The sequence below is a fragment of the Shewanella dokdonensis genome, assembly GCF_018394335.1.
GTDB classification, from domain to species: Bacteria; Pseudomonadota; Gammaproteobacteria; order Enterobacterales; family Shewanellaceae; genus Shewanella; species Shewanella dokdonensis.
This window is the reverse complement of record NZ_CP074572.1, coordinates 1,562,339-1,586,348: the sequence shown is the minus strand read 5'-3', so window position 1 is coordinate 1,586,348 and position 24,010 is coordinate 1,562,339. Positions and strand designations below refer to the sequence as shown.

General features: G+C 50.7%; 16 protein-coding genes and 5 pseudogenes. 17 read left to right on the top strand and 4 right to left on the bottom strand.

The window, feature by feature from the left end; translation table 11 throughout:
- Window positions 1-33: 33 nt before the first annotated feature.
- A complete protein-coding gene (locus KHX94_RS07520; protein WP_213682946.1) occupies window positions 34-573 on the top strand; it encodes a PH domain-containing protein in 540 nt (179 codons plus the stop codon).
- On the opposite strand, the gene rarD is transcribed toward KHX94_RS07520, so the two are convergent.
- Entirely contained in the window at window positions 553-1,437 is an 885-nt protein-coding gene (gene rarD / locus KHX94_RS07515; protein WP_213682945.1) for an EamA family transporter RarD, read from the bottom strand. The two genes, KHX94_RS07520 and rarD, sit on opposite strands and share 21 nt — an antisense overlap.
- A gap of 166 nt (window positions 1,438-1,603) precedes the next feature.
- Between rarD and recQ the strand changes: the two genes are divergently transcribed.
- A complete protein-coding gene (recQ, locus tag KHX94_RS07510) occupies window positions 1,604-3,445 on the top strand; it encodes a DNA helicase RecQ (RefSeq protein ID WP_213683370.1) in 1,842 nt (613 codons plus the stop codon).
- Here recQ and KHX94_RS07505 read toward each other — a convergent pair.
- On the bottom strand, window positions 3,427-4,806 hold the full coding sequence (locus KHX94_RS07505; RefSeq protein ID WP_244859429.1) for a hypothetical protein: 1,380 nt from the start codon (window positions 4,804-4,806) through the stop codon (window positions 3,427-3,429). The genes recQ and KHX94_RS07505 overlap by 19 nt on opposite strands.
- Window positions 4,755-5,174 (bottom strand): hypothetical protein, encoded by a 420-nt coding sequence (locus KHX94_RS07500; protein ID WP_213682944.1) that lies wholly within the window; start codon window positions 5,172-5,174, stop codon window positions 4,755-4,757. Before KHX94_RS07500 ends, KHX94_RS07505 begins: the two co-directional genes overlap by 52 nt.
- A 451-nt stretch (window positions 5,175-5,625) precedes the next feature.
- Between KHX94_RS07500 and leuA the strand changes: the two genes are divergently transcribed.
- The 5 genes and pseudogenes from leuA to KHX94_RS07475 all read left to right on the top strand — a co-directional run bounded on the left by leuA (window position 5,626) and on the right by KHX94_RS07475 (window position 12,189).
- Window positions 5,626-7,194 (top strand): 2-isopropylmalate synthase, encoded by a 1,569-nt coding sequence (gene leuA, locus KHX94_RS07495; RefSeq protein ID WP_213682943.1) that lies wholly within the window; start codon window positions 5,626-5,628, stop codon window positions 7,192-7,194.
- A pseudogene (leuB, locus tag KHX94_RS07490) lies at window positions 7,191-8,284 on the top strand (3-isopropylmalate dehydrogenase). Before leuA ends, leuB begins: the two are co-directional and overlap by 4 nt.
- 1 nt (window position 8,285) lies before the next feature.
- Window positions 8,286-9,695 (top strand): 3-isopropylmalate dehydratase large subunit, encoded by a 1,410-nt coding sequence (gene leuC, locus KHX94_RS07485; RefSeq protein WP_213682942.1) that lies wholly within the window; start codon window positions 8,286-8,288, stop codon window positions 9,693-9,695.
- Between the two features lies 1 nt (window position 9,696).
- Complete coding sequence (gene leuD / locus KHX94_RS07480; RefSeq protein WP_213682941.1) at window positions 9,697-10,302, top strand: 3-isopropylmalate dehydratase small subunit; 606 nt, start codon at window positions 9,697-9,699, stop codon at window positions 10,300-10,302.
- Window positions 10,303-10,836: 534 nt separating this feature from the next.
- Window positions 10,837-12,189: pseudogene (locus KHX94_RS07475) on the top strand (outer membrane protein transport protein).
- A 59-nt stretch (window positions 12,190-12,248) separates the two neighbouring features.
- Here KHX94_RS07475 and KHX94_RS07470 read toward each other — a convergent pair.
- A complete protein-coding gene (locus tag KHX94_RS07470) occupies window positions 12,249-12,545 on the bottom strand; it encodes a hypothetical protein (RefSeq protein WP_213682940.1) in 297 nt (98 codons plus the stop codon).
- Between the two features lie 433 nt (window positions 12,546-12,978).
- On the opposite strand from KHX94_RS07470, the gene mraZ reads away from it, so the two are divergent.
- The 10 genes and pseudogenes from mraZ to murG all read left to right on the top strand — a co-directional run bounded on the left by mraZ (window position 12,979) and on the right by murG (window position 24,008).
- Window positions 12,979-13,437: a division/cell wall cluster transcriptional repressor MraZ gene (gene mraZ, locus KHX94_RS07465; RefSeq protein WP_213682939.1), complete on the top strand. Its 459-nt coding sequence runs from the start codon at window positions 12,979-12,981 to the stop codon at window positions 13,435-13,437.
- A 28-nt stretch (window positions 13,438-13,465) separates the two neighbouring features.
- Complete coding sequence (gene rsmH / locus KHX94_RS07460; RefSeq protein ID WP_213682938.1) at window positions 13,466-14,407, top strand: 16S rRNA (cytosine(1402)-N(4))-methyltransferase RsmH; 942 nt, start codon at window positions 13,466-13,468, stop codon at window positions 14,405-14,407.
- A 1-nt stretch (window position 14,408) separates the two neighbouring features.
- Window positions 14,409-14,729: a cell division protein FtsL gene (gene ftsL / locus KHX94_RS07455; RefSeq protein ID WP_213682937.1), complete on the top strand. Its 321-nt coding sequence runs from the start codon at window positions 14,409-14,411 to the stop codon at window positions 14,727-14,729.
- The gene (locus tag KHX94_RS07450) at window positions 14,726-16,462 is read left to right on the top strand and encodes a penicillin-binding transpeptidase domain-containing protein (RefSeq protein ID WP_213682936.1); all 1,737 of its coding nucleotides are present in this window, start codon (window positions 14,726-14,728) and stop codon (window positions 16,460-16,462) included. Before ftsL ends, KHX94_RS07450 begins: the two co-directional genes overlap by 4 nt.
- A pseudogene (murE, locus tag KHX94_RS07445) lies at window positions 16,459-17,927 on the top strand (UDP-N-acetylmuramoyl-L-alanyl-D-glutamate--2,6-diaminopimelate ligase). Before KHX94_RS07450 ends, murE begins: the two are co-directional and overlap by 4 nt.
- Complete coding sequence (locus tag KHX94_RS07440; protein WP_213682935.1) at window positions 17,924-19,300, top strand: UDP-N-acetylmuramoyl-tripeptide--D-alanyl-D-alanine ligase; 1,377 nt, start codon at window positions 17,924-17,926, stop codon at window positions 19,298-19,300. Before murE ends, KHX94_RS07440 begins: the two are co-directional and overlap by 4 nt.
- Complete coding sequence (gene mraY, locus KHX94_RS07435; RefSeq protein ID WP_213682934.1) at window positions 19,301-20,383, top strand: phospho-N-acetylmuramoyl-pentapeptide-transferase; 1,083 nt, start codon at window positions 19,301-19,303, stop codon at window positions 20,381-20,383.
- Window positions 20,384-20,387: 4 nt separating this feature from the next.
- Window positions 20,388-21,711: pseudogene (gene murD, locus KHX94_RS07430) on the top strand (UDP-N-acetylmuramoyl-L-alanine--D-glutamate ligase).
- Window positions 21,695-22,914 (top strand): annotated as a pseudogene (gene ftsW, locus KHX94_RS07425) (cell division protein FtsW). The pseudogenes murD and ftsW overlap by 17 nt, the downstream one beginning before the upstream one ends.
- 5 nt (window positions 22,915-22,919) lie before the next feature.
- Window positions 22,920-24,008 carry an undecaprenyldiphospho-muramoylpentapeptide beta-N-acetylglucosaminyltransferase gene (gene murG, locus KHX94_RS07420; protein ID WP_213683368.1) on the top strand — a complete coding sequence of 363 codons (1,089 nt, stop codon included), beginning with the start codon at window positions 22,920-22,922 and terminating at the stop codon, window positions 24,006-24,008.
- The last annotated feature ends 2 nt before the right edge of the window (window positions 24,009-24,010 follow it).

Genomic DNA, 24,010 nt, shown 5'->3' with positions numbered 1-24,010 from the left:
GTCATTAATTCTTGCTCAAACGGATAACAGAATATGGCTAGTCAATGGTTTACGCTTGCCCCTTTAAGTAAGACCGCTCATATCAGTTTCATTATCTTGTTGTTCGGGCTAGTCGCGCTGTTGCTGTTTTTATTATTGCGGTCAATGCCTGTGAACGCTAAAGCCGTCTCTGCGGGTTTGTTATTGGCTACCATAGGTTTTTTCAGCTGGATTTACTGGCAGGCCAATACGGCGAGTATATCACTTTCTGCGAATTGCTTGGACATCAAGGTGCCCTTGTATAGCCAAAGCATCGCCTTATCACATCTACAGCTACAACATGCACGGCAAATAGATCTGACGGATAAAGACATGCCATCGTTATCTTGGCGTACCAATGGTGTTGGACTTCCAGGGTATAGTCTGGGCTGGTTTCGGCTAGCATCCGGCGGCAAAGCTTTCGCGGCTATTTCAGATAGTCACAACGTCATACTATTACCTACAGACTTGGATTACACGCTGCTGTTGAGTACCGCAGATGCCCCGGCCTTGTTAGCGGCCTTACAGGCAGACTCAACCACGATTACGCCTTAACAGCATGTTACTGGTGAAGATTGCCAGCGCTGCCCAAATAAAGCCAAAAGTGATGCTTTTCTCCATATCAAACTGTTCATGAAACCAGGTGATGGCCATGATGAACATGATGCTTGGGCCAACGTACTGAAAGAAACCAAGCGTGCTTAATGGAATACGCACCGCGGCGCCAGCGAAACACAATAATGGAATGGTGGTGATCACCCCAGCTGCAATCAGTAACAGATTTAACTGCCAGCCATTGGCTAACATATGGCTGGTGGTAGGGGCATCACCCAATATCACATACAGTATGGCAGGCGGCACAAGCACTGCGGTTTCGACTAACAGTCCGGTAGCGGCATCTACATTAACCTTCTTGCGAAATAGTGCATAGAAGCCAAAGGTTGCAGCTAAACCTAATGAAACCAGTGGAATAGAGCCAAATGAGAGCAACTGGATAACAACACCTAACGCGGCCAGAAATACCGCCAGCCACTGCCAACGGTTGAGTCTTTCTGAGAGAAAAATCAGCCCGAGCATAACGTTAAATAGCGGGTTAATAAAATAACCAAGGCTAGCATCCAGTAAGTGGTCGTTGTTTACTGCCCAGATGAATAGCAACCAGTTCCCCGCGATCAATATAGAAGTGACCAGTAACACTGATAATTGTTTGGGACGACGTAACAGTGCCCGAAGATGACCAAATCCTCCCATCAGACTCATCATTATCCCCATCAAAATGAAGGACCAAATGATGCGATGGATCAGGATCTCAATCGGCGAAACATCATGTAGCAGCTTGAAGTACAGTGGGGCGAATCCCCAGAAAATATAGGCACAGAGTGCCAAGATAATGCCTTTACGGTATTCAGATTCAGCCATGGTCAGTGCATAACAATCACAAAGGATCTGGATTGTAGGGGGCAAGCTGCTGAATTAGCAAGCACAGTTATATGACCGCAGCCATATCAGAAAACCGTGTTTATGGCTGGTACTCTGCTATTTGAGTCCGGTAGAATACCCCCAGTTCTTGCAATAACACTTGATGATGGAACACGCACTTTATTCTCCTTTGGCATCGCCGCCGCAAAAACCTGTTGAGCCGTTAGAGCAAACGCTACGGCAGGTCTTTGGTTACCAAAGTTTTCGTGCCGGTCAGCGTGATGTCATCGAGCAGGTGTTGGCAGGGAAAGATTGCCTGGTGGTTATGCCAACCGGTGGCGGCAAAAGCCTGTGCTATCAGTTGCCCGCGTTGGTGATGCCAGGGCTCACTGTGGTGGTATCACCGCTGATTTCGTTGATGAAAGATCAAGTGGATAGTTTGCTGCAATCTGGCGTGAATGCGGCCTATCTGAACTCGTCCTTGCCGCGTGAGCAACAGCTACAGATCCTAAGACAGTTACATCAAGGTGACATCCGGTTACTGTATATTTCACCTGAACGTCTATTACAGCCTGCATTCCTGGAACGCTTGCAATACCTGACTGTTGCTATGTTTGCCGTTGATGAAGCCCATTGTATCAGTCAATGGGGGCATGATTTTCGTCCAGAATATGCGCAGTTAGGTATTCTAAAACAGACCTTCTCTGACGTACCGATTATGGCATTGACCGCGACTGCCGATAACGCTACTCGCCTAGATATTTGCCAACGTTTAGGTATTCAGCCTTACACTTTATTGTCCAGTTTTGATCGGCCCAATATCCGCTATACCGTGGCGGAAAAACTGAATGCTGCAACCCAGTTACGCCAGTTTATCAGTGCGCAACATGGTGCATCTGGCATTGTCTATTGCTCTAGCCGCCGCCGGGTCGACGATGTGGCCGAGCGTCTGCGCCAGCAAGGTTTTGCCGCAGAGGCTTATCATGCCGGCATGTCCCAGGAAGAACGCAGTAGCGTACAGGAGCGTTTTCTTAAAGATCAGTTGGATATTGTGGTTGCTACTGTGGCCTTTGGCATGGGCATTAATAAATCCAATGTGCGTTATGTGGTGCACTATGATTTGCCTAAAAGTATCGAATCTTACTATCAGGAAACTGGTCGGGCGGGGCGCGATGGGCTTGAGGCTGAGGCACTGCTATTGTTTGAACCGGCGGATATCGGTCGGGTACGCCATCTTATTGATCAGGGGTCTCCCGGGCCACAGCAAGAGGTGGAACTTCACAAACTCAATACTATGGCGGCGTTTGCTGAAGCTCAAACCTGCCGACGACAGGTATTGCTGCATTATTTTGGTGAAGTAGCAGACCAACCTTGCGGTAACTGTGATATCTGCCTTGATCCGCCAAAGCGTTATAACGGCACCGAAGATGCGCAAAAAGTGCTGTCTTGTATCTATCGGTTGAAACAGCGTTTTGGCATCAACCATCTCATTGAAGTCTTACGCGGTTCTTCTGCCGCGACAGTGACTGAAAGAGGTCATGACAAGCTGTCAACGTGGGGCATTGGCAAAGACAAGCCTCATGAATATTGGCTAAGTGTGATTCGCCAGCTGATCCATCTGGGATTGATCAATCAAGACATTACCCGCGGTTCTTGCTTGACTTTGAATGATACGGCCCGACCCGTCTTACGCGGCAGTGTGGCGCTGATGTTAGCCGAACCACGACTGACGATAGCGGTTTCCCGGCGCCGACATGGGCATCAGGCACCACTGAACTATGATCGTAAGCTGTTCGCTCGGTTGAAAGTGTTACGCCGAGAAGTCGCCGAAGAGTTGGATGTGCCACCCTATCTGGTCTTTAACGATGCCACTCTCGCGGAAATGGCCGCATTGTTGCCTACCTGCGAGGCTGAACTGCTGGCCGTGAACGGCGTGGGAGAACGCAAACTGGCGCGATTTGGGCAGCAGTTTCTCGATGAGATTGTCACTTACCTCGCGGGTGAATGAAGCCCGTCATCATTTCGGCTACGGTTGAGTTGGTTCACACTGGCCCGTTTTAACAGGGTTTTGAGAGTATCAGGTTGCGTCAGTGATGCGACCCCCATATGTACCTTAGCAGTGTGCCACCGGTGCAGTACCGGCTCGAGTTGCGCCACAACCCGTTCAGACCCTTTGGACGACGTATAAGGCAGCAGAATGAGTAACTCTTCTGCGGAATGGTGCAATATCCTATCCTGTTCGCGCAGTTTCTTCTCAATATCGTCCTGTAATGACGGCAGCTCACTGAGTCTGACATGGCGAATATCCAGCAGTAATATGCTGAGTGGATATCCGGCATTTTTGGCATTGTTGAGCATATGTTCGGCTAACTGCTCGTCACTGCTTTGGCTTAGATTCATCACCATATTCCAGCCACGGCTTTTACCAAAAATCCAGATCACTAAAGCAGCGATTATGAGCAGCAGACAGATGACCAATGCATAAATTCTATTTAGCTGTTGCCGTTGCGTTGCGGATGCTTCATGTACTTGTTGCTGCGCTTTGCTCTTCTGTTGTTCCTGTAACTCTAGTTTGGCCTTGTATTGCAAAAACTGCGTATTGTTGAGCTGTTGTTGGGCTCTTGCAGCGGCATCAACATTTTTGAGCATGCTGTGATAGGCATTTTGATAGTCACCTTTATCCGCATATAGCTTGGCTTTTAGGGTATATGTTCGCGCCAGGTCGTCATACTGTGATAACCGTTGGGCAAGGGCCGCAGATGAATTTAAATAACGGAGGGCGGCGTCTGGCTGTTTTTGCGCAAGACGGATCTGCGCTAGGATGCGTTCAGCTCTTTGCTCCCATAATAGATTGTTATTACTGATAAATACTTTTGATGCCGCGTTAATGGCTGTGTCTGCCTCTTGCAGATTGCCGAGCATTAATTCAATAGACCCAATTTGAGCCTGGCTGAAGGCTCGCTCTAATGGCGAGCTGATTTCGGGCAAAAGTTCAACGGCCTGCTGCAACATCTGCAAGCTTCTGCTGCGGTCACCTGAATCCAGTGCGACCCTGGCCGCCATAACTGAAAGCGTCTGTTTTATTTTCCCAGAGGTTTCGGGTGATTGTAAGGCGAGTTTCAGGTAGTAATCTGCTTGCGATAGATCGCCGGTGGCGTGCATTACTCCGGCCATATCCCCGTACAAATAAGCGATGGGTGGCCAAGTCCAGTGGTCTTGTTGTTTATTTAAATCAGGATATACATCCAATGCTAAACGAAGGCTTTCAATCGCCGCGCTGAAGTTTCCCATGGCAAATTCATAGGTGCCTTTAAGCCTTAATGCTCCAACCATAGCTTGTGGCTGGTTATGATTGCGAGAGCCTTCAATGGCAATATCGAGTAGCGTAAAGGATTTTTGAAATCTTCCTCGTCGCCATATGCTTCGGCCTCACATGTCTGCAAATAGGCTACTGCTTGCTCAATCTGCTGTTGGCGCGCTTGTCGCTGGGTTGTCTGTACTAGGTTAATAACTGGCCGACGTTCACCCAGTTGGAGCAATGTCTGGCACCTCAGCACTTGCAGCCTTAACTGCTGTTGTTTCGAGAGCGGTTGTTGCTCAAGTGCTGCTAGCTCTTGTTTGGCTTTATCCGGGTATTGATAGATTAATGTGACTAAGTTATCCATGTCTCTATCGGTATTGGCAATGGCAGACCCGGTGAGAAACAACAGGCCCAATACCAAGATACGAAAATCCATTTACGCTCCGCTTCTTTGGGGTAACAGGTGGTGCAAAATCAGGCGGGGATTATAGCGTGTTTTTACGCAGATGTTGCATAGAAAAAAGCAATGATGTCGACTAATTGGGCAACGATAGCCAACCCAGAATCCGGCGATGATGTGGGTATTTTTCTGTCATGGATAAATTAAGGTTGACAGCACGGCTATGCCCGGTTAATTATTAAACCGCTTTAAATGTGAAATTACAGCATAGTTATTAATAACAACCGAATTCTAGTATCTGGTATGAATAGTTATAGTAGTTCTCTCTCTCTCCTCCTCCTTACTCTCGCAAGTGCTGCGCGGAGGAGTTAACGCTGTCTACCAGATAGTTAAACGAAAACTCAGAACCCCGCGCCGACTACGCGGGGTTTTTTGTTTTCTGCGTAATACATCGGTGTGATTAAGATCTACCCTATGGAGAAATCAGATGTCTGACAAAGTATTTATTTTTGATACCACATTGCGTGACGGTGAACAGGCGTTAGCTGCCAGTCTGTCCGTAAAAGACAAATTGCAGATCGCTCTGGCGCTTGAACGCTTGGGGGTCGACATTATGGAAGTGGGCTTCCCGGTTTCTTCTCCTGGTGACTTTGAATCGGTGCAGACCATTGCGCGTACCATCAAAAACAGCCGTGTTTGCGCCTTGTCTCGCGCACTGGAAAAAGATATTGATGCTGCGGCACAAGCGCTGGCGGTAGCCGAGCAGTTCCGTATTCATACCTTTATTTCCACCTCCAATATTCACGTTGAAAGCAAGCTGAAACGCTCTTTTGATCAGGTGTTGGAGATGGCGGTAGGCGCGGTTAAGTATGCCCGCCGTTTTACCGACGACGTTGAGTTTTCCTGTGAAGACGCGGGCCGTACGCCGATCGATAACCTGTGTCGTATGGTTGAAGCCGCTATCACTGCCGGGGCGCGCACTATTAATATTCCCGATACCGTGGGTTACACCATTCCCAACGAATTCGGTGGCATTATCCAGACCCTATTTAATCGCGTTCCCAATATTGATCAGGCGGTGATCTCTGTGCATTGTCATGACGATCTGGGGTTGTCCGTGGCGAACTCTATCGCCGCCGTGCAACAGGGCGCTCGTCAGATTGAATGTACCATCAATGGCATTGGTGAACGTGCCGGTAACTGTTCGCTGGAAGAGATAGCGATGATCCTGGCAACCCGTAAAGATTTTATGGGTGTGGCAACCAACATTAATGCCAAAGAAATTTACCGAACTTCGGCGTTAGTCAGCCAGATATGTAATATGCCAGTGCAGCCCAACAAAGCGATTGTCGGCTCCAATGCCTTTACTCATTCCTCTGGTATTCATCAAGACGGTATGTTGAAGGCGAAAAATACCTATGAAATCATGACGCCAGAAAGTATCGGACTGAATCGTAACAATCTGAACATGACTTCTCGCTCCGGCCGCCATGTGATTAAACATCGGATGCAGGAGATGGGTTATGGTGAGCAAGACTACTCTCTGGATCTACTGTACGACAAATTCCTGAAATTAGCCGACAAGAAAGGTCAAGTATTTGATTATGATCTGGAAGCGCTGGTATTCATGGAAGGTAAAACGGAAGGTGACGAGTATTATCAGATGGAGCAGTTGGCAATCGCCTCCGACTCTATCAAAGGCGAAGCCTCTGCCACAGTACAATTGAGTATTGGCGGCGAAATCGTCAATGCTACCGCCAGCGGTAACGGCCCGGTTGATGCCGCTTATCACGCTATCGCCAAGGCCAGCGGCACCGAAGTGAATCTCAACAGTTACAAGCTGAGTGCTAAAGGTGAAGGCCAAGATGCGCTGGGGCAGGTGGATATTACCGCGCGTTATCGGGAACAGAATTTCCACGGCGTTGGTTTAGCCACCGATGTGGTTGAAGCGTCGGCATCGGCGCTGGTATATGTGATGAATCTGATCCATCGCGCGGATCGGGTGGCCGATCAAAAACAGAAAATTATGGAAAAGAAGGAATTGGGTGGCGTATGAGTTACAAGGTAGCCGTATTGGCGGGCGACGGTATTGGCCCGGAAGTGATGGCCGAAGCTCGCAAAGTGCTGGTAGAAGTTGAAAAACGTTTCAGCCTAGACATTGAATACAGTGAATATGATGTTGGTGGTGCCGCGATTGACAACCATGGTTGCCCGTTGCCAGCTGTCACCCTGCAAGGCTGCGACCAAGCTGATGCCATACTGTTTGGTTCTGTGGGTGGGCCGAAATGGCAGCATTTGCCGCCAGACAGCCAACCAGAACGCGGGGCATTATTGCCACTGCGTGGCCATTTCGAACTGTTCTGTAACCTGCGTCCAGCAAAGTTACATGACGGTTTGGAAGCGTTATCGCCGCTGCGTGCCGATATTTCTTGCCAAGGCTTTGATGTGGTGTGTGTGCGTGAATTGACCGGCGGTATCTACTTTGGCAAACCCAAAGGTCGTCAGGGCGAAGGCGAAACAGAAGAAGCATTTGACACTATGCGCTACAGTCGCCGTGAAATCCGGCGCATCGCGAAGATTGCTTTTGAAACTGCCCGGCTGCGCAAGCAAAAAGTCACCTCAATCGACAAGGCCAACGTACTGGCCTGCTCCGTACTGTGGCGCGAAGTTGTGGAAGAAGTGGCCAAAGATTATCCCGATGTGACGCTGGAACATATGTACATCGATAATGCCACCATGCAATTGCTGCGGCGGCCGTTTGATTTTGATGTGGTGCTGTGTTCTAACCTGTTTGGCGACATTCTGTCTGATGAAATCGCCATGTTGACAGGTTCCATGGGGCTGCTGTCTTCGGCGTCTATCAACGGCAGCGGTTTCGGTTTATATGAGATGCGGGCGGCAGCGCCCCAGATATTGCCGGCAAAGGCATTGCTAACCCGGTAGCGCAGATCCTCTCTGCCGCACTGATGTTGCGTTATTCTCTGAAAAAGGAAGAAGCGGCTTGTGCTATTGAGCGGGCAGTCGGCAAAGCCTTGGCCGAGGGCTTCCTTACCGGTGAGCTGTTACCCGCCGCGCAACGTGACCAGGCAAAATCAACCAAACAGATGGGCGACTTTATCGCCAATGCGATCCGGGAAGGTGTGTGACATGGGAAAAACATTGTACGAAAAAGTGTGGGACACCCATGTGGTGGCCACACCGGAAGGCGAAGCGCCAATCATCTATGTTGATCGGCATCTGGTGCACGAAGTGACATCGCCGCAAGCCTTTAGTGGGTTAAAGATGGCGGGTCGGAAACTGCGCGCCCCCGAAAAAACTTTCGCCACTATGGATCACAATACTTCTACTCGCAGTGCCAGTCTGGATGCCTTGAGTCCGATGGCGCGGACTCAGGTGGAAACTCTGCAACAGAATTGTCAGGACTTCGGCGTTCGCCTGTATGACATTCACAGCCCCAGACAAGGGATTGTGCATGTAATGGGGCCGGAGCTGGGGATCACCTTGCCCGGCACCGTTATCGTCTGCGGCGATTCTCATACCGCGACTCATGGGGCTTTTGGCGCATTGGCGTTTGGTATTGGTACTTCAGAAGTGGAGCATGTGCTGGCAACCCAGACACTGCGACAACTGAAAGCCAAAACCATGAAAATCGAAGTCCGTGGGCAAGTGGGTGACGGCATTACGGCCAAAGATATCGTCCTGGCCATTATCGGCAAGATTGGCATGGATGGCGGTACCGGGCATGTGGTGGAATTCTGCGGTGATGCTATTCGGGCGTTGTCGATGGAAGGCCGCATGACACTGTGCAACATGGCTATTGAAATGGGCGCTAAAGCTGGCATGGTTGCGCCAGATCAAACCACTTTTGATTATCTGCAAGGCCGAGAATTTGCACCTAAAGGTGACGCTTGGGAACAGGCGGTAGCCGCTTGGAAACAGCTGCATAACGACGCAGATGCCAAATTTGATGTGACAGTCGTGCTGGAAGCCGCTGACATAGCACCGCAACTGACCTGGGGCACTAATCCTGGGCAAGTGACGGCCATTGATAAACCTGTGCCAAATCCAGCCGATGCGGTCGATCCTGTCGTACGCGGCAGCATGGAAAAAGCACTGCAATATATTGGACTGACGCCTGGCACCTTGATGACCGATGTGGCCGTGGACAAAGTCTTTATCGGTTCCTGCACTAATTCACGTATTGAAGATCTGCGCAGTGCCGCGGCACAAATCCGTGGTCGTAAAGTGGCCGCGAGTGTAAACGCCATTGTGGTACCAGGTTCAGGACAGGTAAAAGCGCAGGCAGAAGCCGAAGGTTTGGATAAGATTTTCACCGATGCCGGGTTTGAATGGCGTTTGCCAGGCTGCTCGATGTGCTTGGCGATGAATGATGATCGTCTGGCACCCGGTGAGCGTTGTGCTTCCACCAGTAACCGTAATTTTGAAGGGCGTCAGGGACGCGGCAGTCGCACCCATCTGGTGAGCCCTGCGATGGCAGCCGCAGCGGCTATTGCGGGTCATTTTGTTGATATTCGCCAGGGCGCAGAGGAGAAATAAGATGCAGGCTTTTACTGTTCATACTGGGATTGCTGTGCCTCTGGATAATGCTAACGTCGATACTGACCAGATCATTCCCAAGCAGTTTCTGTCTAAAGTCACTAAAGATGGCTTCGGAGTACATCTGTTTCATGATTGGCGTTATCTGGATGATGCCGGAACCCAAGCTAATCCTGAATTTGTGATGAATCAGGCGCGTTACCAAGGCGCTTCTATCCTATTAGCGAGGGAAAACTTCGGCTGTGGTTCTAGTCGCGAGCATGCCCCGTGGGCGTTGGCAGACTATGGGTTACGCGCGATTATTGCCCCAAGTTTTGCCGATATCTTTTATGGTAATGCGCTTAACAATGGCTTATTACCCGTTAAGCTGGCGACGGCTGAAGTCGATCAACTGTTTGCGGAAGTGGCCGCTACAACGGGCGCCAAGGTAACGGTTGACTTACAAGCATTAGCGGTGATTGCACCGAGTGGCAAACGTTTTGCGTTTACACTTGCGCCATCTGCGCGCCACAACTTGCTAAATGGTCTGGATGCTATCGGGTTGACGTTGGCTCATGCTTCCCAGATCGCGGATTATGAAGCGCAGCTTCCCGCCTGGCGTAGCTAAGATTTTTGTTGCAGCAACAAGAGCCTACGGGCTCTTTTTTATTCAGTGAACACTTGTGCTAAATGATGTTTGGATAACTTGTATCAATCATTTCGTGCTTGGCTCTTTATGTTCTTATTTCTATGGTGAATATAAATAACTTATTATTTTTCAATTAGTTAAATTTTTATATTGGATAATAATCAGTGATAATGACCATAAGCTAGTGATTTGTTCTGTATTAAATCCTGTAATACAACGAACAGGTGTTCATTTATTAAATATAAAATAACTGTTTGATATTTAATAAATTTATAATATTCATTAGTGAATTGCTTATTGCTTCTAGCGAGGTTTTTAGGTCATGTGTAGCCAATGCCAGCATTTTAAACGAGTGTTTGATAAAAATTTATTGCTTAAAATGCACTTAAATCAGTATAAAACTCTGATTTTTTTGTGATGCTTGCAAAGATATTCTGTAGCGGTAAACTGCGACGCCATACTAAAAAGAAGTATTTCAACAAGTGTACTCAACTAATAGATGAGAGAATAACAATGAAGAAACAACAGATTGCTTTAGCAATATCCGTGGCGATTTTGGGGATCGCTGCGCAAACTCAAGTTCAGGCTGCTGGTTTTCAACTAGCCGAATCTTCTGCAACCGGTTTGGGACGGGCATTTGCGGGTGAGGGTGCTTCGGCTGAAAACGCTTCAGTGCGGCTCGTAACCCAGCCATGCTGAGTTATCTTGAAGGGCGGCAGATGTCGGTTGGGGCGATTTATGTGATGCCCTCTGTGGATACTCCCGGAGATGTCACTATTGCTTCTCCACTGCTGCCGCAGGCGGTGACACTGAATGCTGACGTCAATGATGTCGCCAATAACGCCGCCGTGCCTAATTTCTATTACTCCAGCCAGTTAAATGACCGCTGGACTTGGGGGTTAGCTGTTAACTCGAATTACGGTTTGTCCACTGAGCTTGATACCTCTGCGGCTGCCGCGATTTTTGGCAATAAAACGTCAGTGACTACCATAGAGCTGAACCCCAACATTGCTTACCGCATCGATCAGCATTTCACTGTGGGCGGCGGTTTGCGTTTGGTCTATGGTGAAGGTGAAATTGGTGCTTCAGTTCCTGGCTGGATTGATGCTGTGCGCGCCGTTCCTGGGTTGCCAAGTAATGTGACTGCTGCGTTGCCACCTGCCGGTACTGAGCTGAAGTATTTGAAAGGTGACGACTATGGTTATGGTTGGCCAGGCTGGTGCCAGTTGGCAAATTACGCCAGCACACCGGCTCGCGCTGTCATACCACAGCAAAGTTGATTTGGATCTGGACGGCCACGCTAGCGGCTTAGTGTATACCGGCGGTGCTACTAAAGTAGAAGGCTACCTGCCACTGGAACTGCCTGCATTTGCTGAGCTGTCATCGTTCCATCAACTGACCGATAATTGGTCAATGCAGGCCAGTGTTAACTGGACTGACTGGAGCGTGTTTGATCAACTGGTGGCTTACTTCCCTGGCGAGCAGAAGCCAGTAGGCGATATTACCAGTGATCTGGTGAAGGACGAGCACTTCAAAGATAACTGGCGTTTTGCGCTGGGTACTATGTATCGTCTGAATGACACTTGGTTACTGCGTGCGGGTGTTGCACTGGATAAAACTGCCGTGAGCGATGAGCACCGGACGATCACCATTCCAGACAGCGATCGTCACTGGGTGAGTGTGGGGCTGGGTTACACACCGACCAAATCACTCAATATCGATTTAGGGATCAGTTACCTGCGTACACATGGTTCAGCCCCCATCAATGAAACAATGAACATGTTGAATCTGGCGCAAGTGACTTATAACGGTGAGTCAACTGGTCACGTATGGTTGGCAGGGTTACAGATTTCCTACAAGATCTGATAGCTAATAGTGAATAAAAAACCCCGGTTTTACGGGGTTTTTTTATTCCGCCATCGAGACTACACGTCAATATCAATATACGTCCCTTTGCCTTCTTCGACGGCTTTCGTTTCTTCAACGGTTTGATCGTCATCTCTACGGCTCATCTTGCGCCGTTCTCGAGCAAATGGACGCTGTTCTTTACGGCGTTCATTACGGACACGGCGCTCATTGCCCACGGCTTGCTGGAATTGGGGGTTATCCTTATCGTAGGCAGCTACGGCAGCACCGTTATTAACTTGCTGTACCCCGTGTTGAGGTTCATAGGCAGCCTTGGCAGGTTGCGCTACCATGGCATAGATACTATCTAATCCCATACCAATTCCTCATTTCCCTCATTAATGGTGTTGAAGTAAAGTCTCCCTATAACTTTTATCGACCACCTACGATCTCATTTTAGTTTTTTGCATATTTTTTGTGCAACACATGGTGATTTCTGCGCTATGTTGCTGCTGCGCAATGTTCGCCAATCGCCACGTATTGATGATGTTTTCCCACTATTACGCCTTAGGCCTGTTGCTTAGCAGTTGTTCTATCACGTTAATAAGCAAGAAATAGTTCTCTCAATCCACAAAAATCCACTTTATTACCTAGATCGCAATCTTGGAATAACTCGCTGCTAACCCGCTTGGAGACTGGCTTTAAACGGGATCCCATCCCTTGACAAGCTTTATTGACTATCCCTACACTTAGCATTCGTGGGAATTTGTGGATAATTGTGGATCAAAAAGGATCTGAGAGGACTGAAACTTGTTTTCTGGGGCCAGTGCACTGAATTTGGACGCCAAAGGACGGATCGCCATGCCAACGCGATACCGCGAAGAGCTGCGCGCCCAAGACCAGGGGCGGCTGGTGGTAACCGTTGATATTCAGTCCCCATGCTTGTTGATCTATCCGGCGCTGGAGTGGGCCAGCGTTCTAGAAAAATTGCTAAAGCTGTCTGACATCCAACCACAGGAACGGGCGATAAAACGTTTGCTGTTGGGCTATGCCCAAGATTGTGAGCTCGATAGCAATGGCCGTATTTTGCTGACACCACCGCTGCGTCAGTACGCTGCGCTCGACAAAAAAACGATGTTAGTTGGGCAGTTGAATAAATTTGAGCTGTGGGATGAACAGGCTTGGCAGCAACAGTTGGCCGATAGCCTGGATATGATTCGAAATGATGGACTGGAAGCCAGTGAGCGGTTGGCGGATTTTTCACTCTGAAGCAGCGGTATAACTAAAGAAGAGATTGATGAGTCAGAATTATGCGCACCAGTCGGTTTTGCTGCAGGAGGCAATCGACGGTTTAAATATCCGCCCTGATGGCATTTATGTCGATGGTACGTTCGGCCGTGGCGGCCATTCGCGGCAGATCCTCGCTCGTCTTGGTAATCATGGACGCCTGATTGCCATTGACCGCGATCCCCAAGCGATTGCTGCAGCGCAAGCGTTGGCAGAAGACCCGCGTTTTGCCATTATTCATGGTGGCTTTGGTGAACTGGCGCGTTATATCGACGAGTTGGGTTTGACCGCTAAGATCGACGGTGTGTTACTGGATCTGGGCGTATCGTCGCCACAACTGGACGATGCGGATCGCGGCTTTAGTTTCTTGCGTGATGGCCCATTAGACATGCGCATGGATAACAGCAAAGGACAAACCGCCGCTGAATGGCTGGCGCGTGCTGATATTGAAGACATGGCTTGGGTGTTTAAAACCTATGGTGAGGAGAAAAATGCCCGCCATATTGCCCGTTGTATCGCCGCAGATCGCGACACCACGCCATTTTTACGCACCAAGGATCTGGCATCCCTTATCGAACGTATCACTAAACACCGTGAGCGTAATAAACACCCGGCAACTCGGGTATTCCAAGCGATCCGCATTTATATCAACAGTGAACTAGAACAGATCCAGCAGGCACTCGATGGTGCGTTAACTGTGCTGGCTCCCGGTGGGCGCTTGTCGGTGATCAGTTTTCACTCGTTGGAAGACCGTTTGGTAAAACGATTTATGCGTCGTTACAGCCAGGTGGAAGAAGTGCCATATGGCTTACCTGTAACCGAAGCGCAGTTACAACAGGGACGCAAGTTAAAAACCCTAGGAAAGGCCATCAAACCGTCAGATGCCGAACTGGATGTGAACGCGCGTGCTCGTAGCTCGGTGTTACGGGTAGCGGAGCGCTTAGGTGACTGAGATGACAGCATCTAAGCAGCAGCCGAACTTAGCGCGGATTGTGATGCTGGATATCTGGCATCACAAATGGCTGTTGCTGATGTCATGCCTGGTGCTTGGGAATGCGGTGGCGGTGGTGTACACCAGCCACATCAGCCGACACCAAACCAGTCAGCTGAGTAAATTGCAGCAGGAACGGGATCGTCTGGATATTGAATGGCGCAATTTATTGTTGGAAGAGCAATCACTGGCAGAGCACAGCCGGGTTACTAGGATAGCAACCAAAGAATTAGAGATGGTGCGGCCGTTACCTAATGAAGAGGTCATAGTGAGACTTCCATGAAAAAACAGGCAAAAAGGATTTCCAAGCCTCAACCAATACACTGGCGACTCAAGGCGGTGGTAGCGGCGGTGTGCCTGATGTTTGTGTCACTGGTCGGGCGAGCTGCTTACATTCAGGTATTGCAGCCAGAAATGTTGCGCCACGAAAGTGATATGCGCACCCTGCGAACCACCTCTTCAGAAGTTCAGCGAGGGCTGATCACCGACCGCAATGGTGAGATGCTGGCCGTTAGCGTGCCAGTAAAAGCCGTTTATGCCGACCCGAAAGTGGTACATGATGAAAATGGCTTTGCCGATATGCGCCGTTGGCAGGCATTGGCCGATGTGCTGCATCAACCAGAAAATGAACTGGTAAACCGGGTAAAATCCAACCCCAATAAACGCTTTACCTATATTCAGCGACAGGTCACACCGGCCGTGGCCGATTATATCAAACAGCTGAAACTTCCTGGTATTTACCTTAAATCAGAATCCCGTCGTTACTATCCTACCGGCGAAATCACCGCCCAACTGGTGGGGATTACCAATATCGATGATGTCGGTATTGAAGGCTTAGAAAACACCTACGATAACTGGCTAACCGGTACGCCGTCCAAAGAGCAGGTACGGCAGTCGCGCGATGGTCAAGTAGTGGAACGCCTTGGCATTATCCAGCAAGGTGAACGTTCTAACGATCTGGTGTTGAGCGTGGATCAGCGGATTCAGCAACTCGCCTACCGCGAATTAAAACGGGCCACTGAAATGTATCAGGCGACCTCGGGGTCGCTGGTGATGATTGATGTGCATACCGGTGAAATCCTGGCAATGGCGAACACCCCATCTTACAACCCTAACGCCCGTGATGACTTGGAAAGTTACCGCATGCGCAATCGGGCGGTAACGGATGCCTATGAACCGGGTTCCACGGTGAAGCCATTCGTGATGGCGGCGGCGCTGGAAGCTGGCATCGTCAAACCTGGAGACTTAGTGGACACCTCACCAGGCTGGATGCGGATTGGCGGCCGACAAGTGCGCGATGGTCATAACTTGGGCGATATTTCACTGGCTACCATTTTGATCAAGTCCAGTAACGTTGGCATCAGTAAACTGGCGCTGGGTTTACCCATTCAACAGTTGTTGGGGACTTATCAGTCATTAGGACTAGGGAATTACACCGGGGTAAATCTGACCGGGGAAAGCACTGGGCTGATCCCAGAGCGCCATCGTTGGTCTGACTTTGAACGGGCAACCTTGGCGTTCGGCTACGGTCTGACCGTAACCCCATTACAGTTAGCGCGTATGTATGCCACCTTAGGTAGCGGCGGCATTTTACGCCCGGCCTCAGTATTAAAACTAAAACAAGCGCCAGAAGGCGTCCGTGTGCTGTCAGAAACGTCCGCCAAAGAAGTGCTGAAAATGCTGGTTGGGGTGACAGAAGCAGGCGGTACTGGCACCAAAGCTCACATCGATGGCTATCCAGTAGCCGGCAAATCTGGCACCAGCCGCAAAGCCGTTGCTGGCGGCTATGGTGATGATTATGTGGCGTTGTTTGCGGGTGTTGCACCGGCCAATAATCCACGCTTGGCAATGGTGGTGGTGGTGAATGAACCTAAGGGCGATCACTACTACGGTGGTGATGTTTCTGGTCCGGTATTTGGCAAGGTGATGTCTGGGGCGTTGCAGATGTTAAACGTCGAACCTGTCAGTGCCCGGGAACAGGTGCAATTGGCGGGAACTCCGGGGAGAAAAGAATGATGTTGCTGAAGGATCTGCTCGCCCCTTGGTTTCATTACGCGGGTAGTGAAACGGTTGCTGAACCAACACTTGATAGCCGCAAAGTTGTCCGTGGTGGCTTGTTTGTGGCGGTCCCTGGGTTTAAAACCGATGGCCGCGAATATATTGCCGCCGCCTTAAAAAATGGCGCCACCGCCGTGCTGAAACATACCGATAATCCTGATTTTCATGGAAAAGTCAGCCGTGATGAAGGGCTGGTAATTGAATTTTTCCGATTGAATCGGCAGGTATCGGCACTGGCTGCCCAGTATTATGGATTGCTCCCCGGTAAACCACGGATTGTGGGAGTGACGGGAACTAATGGTAAAACCTCAGTAACACAGCTGATTGCCCAATGGATTGAATTGTACGGTCAGCAAGCGGGTGTGATGGGAACCTTGGGCAATGGGCGCCCTGGTCATCTGCATGATACCGGCAACACTACCGCCGATGCCATTACGTTAATGTCACAGTTTAAGCAGATGGGCGAGTCTGGGGTTGATGTCTGTGCCATGGAAGTCTCCAGTCATGGTTTGGTACAAGGGCGGGTCGACGCTGTGCCATTCGAAGTCGCGGTTTTCACCAATCTCAGCCGCGACCATTTGGATTTTCACAAGAATATGGAAGCCTATGCCGCCGCTAAACAACGGCTGTTACGCTTCCCAACGGTAAAAAAGCCGCAGTTAATCTTGACGATAGCACCGGCTCCTCTTGGTTTGACAGCATGGATAAAACGCGGCTGTTGGGCTTTAGTCTGCAAAACGATCCGCGCGCCACACTGTTGGCATTCGATGCCGATTACCATCATGCCGGCATTCAAGCACGTATCCGCTGGCCGGAAGGTGAAGGTCAACTGCAAACCCCGCTGCTGGGCGAGTTTAACCTGTCAAATCTGTTGGCGGCGTTGACCGCCTTGTATGCCCTCGGTTATCCCCTTAAGGCATTACTGCAATTGGCGCCACAGCTGCAACCCGTCCCCGGGCGCATGGAATGTTTTGCATCAGCGCAAGGCTTTTCTCTGGTGGTGGATTACGCCCATACCCCTGATGGGCTGGAAAAAGCACTGCTGGCAGCGCGGGAACATTGTCAGGGCCAGCTGTGGTGTGTGTTTGGCTGTGGTGGCGATCGTGATAAAGGCAAACGGCCGCAAATGGGCGCAATCGCCGAGCGGTTGGCGGATCGGCTGATGATCACCAGTGACAATATTCGTAGCGAAGAGCCACAACAGATTATTAATGACATAGTCGCGGGGCTGGCTCACCCGCAACAGGCGCTGACCGAGGTGGATCGCGTGAAGGCCATCCGCTATGTCGTCAGTCAGGCCAAGGCCGGAGATCTTATCGTACTGGCAGGCAAAGGCCATGAAACTTATCAGGAAATTGCTGGCGTGAAACATCATTATGATGAGCGGGCTTTGGCTCGCGAAATTAGCGGAGGTCAACAATGATCCCGTTAACGTTAGGCGATATTGCCACCGCAGTAGCGGGACAGTTGCCATCTCAGACTTTAGCTGAGGTGCAGATAAACAGCGTCAGCACCGATAGCCGTAACATTACAACCGACTGTCTGTTCATCGCGTTGCCGGGGGAGCGGTTTGATGGTCACGACTATGCGCCGACCGCCGTCAGTGCTGGTGCTACGGCGTTATTAGTCAGCAAATTATTACCTTTGGATATACCGCAAGTTCTGGTCGCTGATACCCATAAAGCGCTGGGGCAGTTAGGTGCGTTAGTGCGTAACCGGGTCAATCCGCGTTGCGTGGCGCTGACCGGGTCTAATGGCAAAACCAGTGTCAAAGAGATGGTGGCGACCATCTTGTCACAGTTGGCCCCGGTACTTTATACCTCGGGTAATTTCAACAACGATATCGGCGTACCATTAACGGCACTAAGGCTGGAACCTCAGCATCAGTTCGCTGTGTTTGAACTGGGCGCCAACCACCCAGGTGAAATTGACTACACCTCGGCTATCGTGCGTCCCGAGGTTGCACTGGTGAATAATGTGGGAAGCGCGCATCTGGCTGGGTTTGGTTCCGAAGCTGGTGTGGCGGCGGCAAAATCAGAAATTTTTCGTCATCTGCAACCGCAAGGCATTGCCGTGATCAATGCCGATGACCATTATGCTCAGGTTATGCAGGAGGCGGCGGCTGGTCATCAGCAGTTAACGTTTGCGGTGGACACCAACGCGCAGCTAACTGCCGCAAACTTACAACATGATGCGAATGGCTGCTACCGCTTTGAACTGCACTGGCAAGCTCAGGTTCAGCCGGTGGTGTTACCCTTGGCGGGGCGGCATCAGGTACATAACGCCTTGGCTGCGGCAGGCTTGTGTCTGGGGTTAGGGCTGACGTTAACCGACATTGCTAATGGGCTGGCAGCAATGCAGCCAGTGAAGGGGCGTATGCAGCCTAAGCCGTTAGGGCGCTTCATGCTGGTGGACGATAGTTATAACGCCAACCCCAACTCGGTCACTGCGGCGATAAATTGGCTGCAGGAAATTGACGGAAATCGCATTTTGGTACTGGGCGATTTAGGCGAATTAGGCGACAATGCTGCGCCTTTACACCGAGAGCTGGGAGAGCGTGCCCGCAAAGCCGGGATCGATGCGCTATTTTGCTGCGGTGAACTGACTAAACACACCAGTGCCGCTTTTGCCACGGAGCATTATCAGGCCATTGAGTCATTGGTGGACGCATTAATAAAATATCTCAACCGGTTGCCAGGGAAAGTCACCGTGTTGGTTAAAGGGTCTCGTAGCTCGCGCATGGAGCGGGTGGTTGAGGCCCTTGTAGTAGCCTTTGGGCGCGGGGAGTTAGTGTAAATGCTGGTTTATCTGGCGGAGTATCTAACCCAGTTTTATACCGGGTTTAACGTGTTTTCTTATGTGACCTTCCGGGCCATTCTGGGATTGCTGACGGCATTGAGTTTTTCACTGTGGTGGGGGCCAAGACTGATCCGCAAATTGCAATTATTGCAGATTGGTCAGGTGGTGCGTAACGATGGCCCTGAATCCCATTTCAGCAAACGTGGCACACCCACCATGGGTGGTTTATTGATCCTGGCAGGTATCTTTATCAGTGTGCTGCTGTGGGGCGACTTAGATAACCGCTATGTATGGGTAATGCTCTTTGTGCTGGCGGCCTATGGGCTCATCGGCTTTATGGATGATTACCGCAAGGTGATCCGTAAAGACCCGAAAGGCTTGGCGGCGCGTTGGAAGTACTTCTGGCAGTCAGTCGTGGCGCTGATAGTGGGGATTTACTTATATGTGTCTGCCGCTGTGCCGGGTGACACTCAGTTAGTCGTACCATTCTTTAAAGAAGTGATGCCGCAATTGGGCATTTTCTTCATTGTGTTGACCTATTTCACCATTGTCGGCTCCAGCAATGCGGTAAACCTGACCGATGGTCTGGATGGCTTAGCCATTACCCCTACCGTGATGGTCGCCGCTGCCTTTGCGCTGGTGGCTTATCTTTCTGGTCACGCGCAGTTTGCCGCTTATTTGAATATTCCACATCTCCCCGGTTCCAGTGAACTGGTGATTGTGTGTACGGCAATTGTGGGGGCGGGGCTTGGTTTTCTGTGGTTTAACACTTACCCGGCGCAGGTGTTTATGGGCGATGTTGGCTCATTATCGCTGGGGGCGGCACTGGGCGCCATGGCGGTCTTGGTACGGCAGGAGATCCTGCTGGTGATCATGGGCGGTGTGTTTGTGATGGAAACGGTTTCGGTAATTTTGCAGGTGGGTTCCTACAAGTTACGCGGCCAGCGAATTTTCCGTATGGCACCTATCCATCACCATTATGAATTGAAAGGCTGGCCGGAGCCGCGGGTGATTGTTCGCTTTTGGATCATTTCGCTGTTTCTGGTATTGCTGGGTCTGGCGACCTTGAAGCTGAGGTAAGGATATGAACGGGCGTTATTCACATATCGTACTGGGATTGGGGGCTACAGGTAAATCTGTGGTGCGTTATCTGATGTCACAAGGCATTTTGCCATTAGTGATGGACAGTCGTCGCAACCCTCCTGGTGGTGACGAAATCAAAGCTGAATATCCGCAGTTAGAATGTTATTTCGGCGGCTTTGATTGCCGTTCGCTAGTACAGGCAAAGCAGATCATTATCAGCCCCGGAATTCCGTTGGATACTCCGGAAGTCCGCGTCGCCTTGGATCTGGGGATTGAAGTTATCGGCGATGTAGAGCTGTTCGCTCGCGCGATTGCTGACCGCCCCCTGTGTGCTGGCGATTACCGGTTCCAATGGTAAGTCTACGGTCACCACGCTGGTGGGTGAGATGCTCAAGCGGCCAGGCATACAGGTCGCCGTGGGCGGCAATATCGGCGTGCCAGCACTGGAGCTGTTGCAACATCCGGCAACCCATTACGTGCTGGAATTGTCCAGCTTCCAGTTGGAAACCACCAACAGCCTCGATTGCTTGGCGGCCACCTGTCTTAACATCAGTGAAGATCACATGGACAGATACAGCGATCTGGAAGCCTATCGCCGCGCCAAACTGCGCTTATTTGAACAGAGCCGCCTGGCAATTTACAACCGCGATGACGAGCTGACCAAACCGCTGAATCCGATGAATAACAACAGCTTCGGTCTGGATAATCCCGATAGCGACGAGTGGGGCATTACCGACGGTAAAATTGTGCACGGTAGCAGTGAAATCATGAATGTGATGGATGTGGCGCTACTGGGTACGCACAACCAGGCCAATATGCTGGCGGCAATGGCTTTGGCGGATGCCGCCGGTGTCGATAAAGCCAGCATGGCAAAAGTGGCCGAGGAATTTAAAGGATTGCCACATCGTTGTGAACTGGTGGCCGTGAAAGATGGCGTGACTTGGGTTAACGATTCAAAAGCCACCAACGTGGGCGCCACCTTGGCAGCATTGCAGGGCTTTAGCGATTATCTTGGTGACATTATTTTGATTGCGGGTGGTGACGGCAAAGGCGCTGATTTCAGCACTATGCAGGCGGCTCTGAAAGGGGTTAGCAAGTTGATCACCTTAGGGCGCGATGGCGACAAGATCGCGGCGCAGAAGGAAGGCACCATTAAAGTGAAAACCATGGCTGAAGCGGTAGCTAAAGCCCATGAACTCGCCAATTCTGGTGACATCGTATTGCTATCGCCCGCTTGCGCCAGCTTGGATATGTACAGCAACTTTATGACCAGAGGTGATGATTTCCGCCAGTTGGTGGAGGCGCTGGATGAGCAGCAAGACTGACGAACGCCAGCTCAACCTGTTTGGCGGTGGCATTAAATGGCCATGGTCAAGCTGGTTTGCTGAACGCAGTGCGCCGGGCATGCAGTTGTATGACCGCAAACTGTTGTTAGCCGTATTGTCATTAATTGGTTTTGGCTTTGTGATGGTGATGTCTGCCTCCATGCCAGAAGCTCAGAGTCTTACCGGTAATCCGTTTTATTTTGTGGAACGGCATGCCGGTTATCTGGCCGGTTGTGTAGTGATTGCCGCCATCGTGTTGCAGGTCGATATGCAACGCTGGCAGCAATTAAGCCCGCTGATGTTGCTAGTGGTCGGGCTGATGTTGGTGGCGGTGCTGTTGGTGGGCACTTCAGTTAACGGCGCCACTCGCTGGTTGTCACTTGGGCCAATTCGTATCCAAGTGGCCGAAGTCGCTAAGTTTGCTTTCTCCGTCTATATGGCGGGTTATTTGGTGCGGCGACATCAAGAAGTGCGGGAAAATGCCAAAGGTTTTTATAAGCCGATTGCAGTGTTTGCTGTATATGCAGTGCTGATTTTGATGCAGCCAGACTTGGGAACCGTGGTGGTGCTGTTTGTTGTGACCGTTGGCTTACTGTTCCTTGCTGGCGCGCGGTTGCTGGACTTTTTGCCTTGATTTTGGCCGGCACCATGGCATTTGTGCTGTTGGTATTGCTAGAACCCTACCGTATGCGGCGGGTAACGTCTTTTCTGGATCCTTGGCAGGATCCGTTTGGCAGTGGTTATCAATTGACACAGTCACTGATGGCCTACGGTCGTGGTGACTGGCTGGGGCAAGGGCTGGGGAACAGTATCCAGAAACTGGAATACCTGCCTGAAGCGCATACCGATTTTATCTTCGCCATCATCGGTGAAGAGTTGGGATTTGTCGGCATTATCGCGGTATTAGCGGTACTGCTGTTTGTATCGTTACGGGCGTTGCGTTTGGGGCATCAATGTCTGGCGATGGAGCGACCATTTGAAGGATATCTGGCGTACGCCATTGGCATCTGGATCTGTTTTCAGACCGTGGTGAATGTCGGCGCCAGTATCGGTATGTTGCCCACCAAAGGGCTGACCTTGCCATTTATTAGTTACGGCGGCAGCAGCTTGTGGGTGATGACGGCGGCGGCAATGGTGCTGTTGCGGATTGATTATGAGCGGCGTTTGAGTCTGATCCAGGCAGTACAGGGGAGAATGAAATAATGGCTGTGGCGGCGGAAGGCAAACGCTTATTAGTGATGGCGGGTGGCACTGGTGGCCATGTATTCCCGGCACTGGCGGTGGCCCGGCGGTTGGCACAACAAGGCTGGCAGATCCGCTGGTTAGGCACCGCTGACCGTATGGAAGCCAGATTGGTGCCGCAGCATGGTTTTGATATCGACTTTATCGATATCAAAGGGGTGCGGGGTAACGGCATATTGCGTAAGTTAACCGCGCCGTTCAAAGTGCTGCGTTCGCTTATGCAGGCGTTAAAAGTGATCCGTGAATTTAAGCCTGATGTAGTGTTAGGCATGGGCGGTTATGCCAGTGGCCCCGGTGGTGTCGCTGCCAAATTGGCGGGGATCCCGCTGGTATTGCATGAACAAAATGCCGTGCCGGGACTGACCAACAAATTGCTGTCAAAAATTGCGAACAAGGTGTTGTGTGCTTTTGCTAATACCTTTACTCAGGTCAATGCCATGGTGGTGGGTAACCCGATCCGTGCCGAGCTGATTGCATTGGGCGAATGCCCTAAGACCTTGAGTGCGGATGCCGTCAAAGTCTTGGTTGTGGGCGGCAGTCTGGGGGCAAAAGTGTTCAACGAATTGCTACCAGAAACCGTGGCAAAGGTCAGTCAGTCGTTGTCCGTCACTGTTTGGCATCAGGCAGGGAAAGGCAATCAGGCCTCGGTGCAGGCACAGTACAAACACTGTGGGCAGGATGACCGAGTCAAAGTCGCCGACTTTATCGATGATATGGAAGCCGCCTATCGCTGGGCGGATTTGGTGATTTGCCGGGCGGGAGCTCTAACCGTATCAGAACTGGCCACTGTGGGGCTGCCAGCGATTTTTGTGCCTTTGCCGCATGCGGTGGACGATCATCAAACACGCAATGCACAGGTGCTGGTGGCTGCGGGTGCGGCCAAATTGTTGCCACAGTCACAACTGAATGTAGAAAGTCTGTCAGCGGCGCTGTTGGCGCTGGCAGAAGACAGAGAACAATTGCTCCAAATGGGCCGTAAGGCTAGGACTGTCGCAGTTCTGGATGCCACTGACCGAGTGGCCGCTGTGTGCAGTGCACTGGCAGACAAAGGATAAAA

Coding starts and splice junctions, on each gene's coding strand:
- KHX94_RS07520 (WP_213682946.1), top strand. CDS start 34: ATGGCTAGTCAATGGTTTACGCTTGCCCCTTTAAGTAAGACCGCTCAT.
- rarD (WP_213682945.1), bottom strand. CDS start 1,437: ATGGCTGAATCTGAATACCGTAAAGGCATTATCTTGGCACTCTGTGCC.
- recQ (WP_213683370.1), top strand. CDS start 1,604: ATGGAACACGCACTTTATTCTCCTTTGGCATCGCCGCCGCAAAAACCT.
- KHX94_RS07500 (WP_213682944.1), bottom strand. CDS start 5,174: ATGGATTTTCGTATCTTGGTATTGGGCCTGTTGTTTCTCACCGGGTCT.
- leuA (WP_213682943.1), top strand. CDS start 5,626: ATGTCTGACAAAGTATTTATTTTTGATACCACATTGCGTGACGGTGAA.
- leuC (WP_213682942.1), top strand. CDS start 8,286: ATGGGAAAAACATTGTACGAAAAAGTGTGGGACACCCATGTGGTGGCC.
- leuD (WP_213682941.1), top strand. CDS start 9,697: ATGCAGGCTTTTACTGTTCATACTGGGATTGCTGTGCCTCTGGATAAT.
- KHX94_RS07470 (WP_213682940.1), bottom strand. CDS start 12,545: ATGGGATTAGATAGTATCTATGCCATGGTAGCGCAACCTGCCAAGGCT.
- rsmH (WP_213682938.1), top strand. CDS start 13,466: ATGAGTCAGAATTATGCGCACCAGTCGGTTTTGCTGCAGGAGGCAATC.
- ftsL (WP_213682937.1), top strand. CDS start 14,409: ATGACAGCATCTAAGCAGCAGCCGAACTTAGCGCGGATTGTGATGCTG.
- KHX94_RS07450 (WP_213682936.1), top strand. CDS start 14,726: ATGAAAAAACAGGCAAAAAGGATTTCCAAGCCTCAACCAATACACTGG.
- KHX94_RS07440 (WP_213682935.1), top strand. CDS start 17,924: ATGATCCCGTTAACGTTAGGCGATATTGCCACCGCAGTAGCGGGACAG.
- mraY (WP_213682934.1), top strand. CDS start 19,301: ATGCTGGTTTATCTGGCGGAGTATCTAACCCAGTTTTATACCGGGTTT.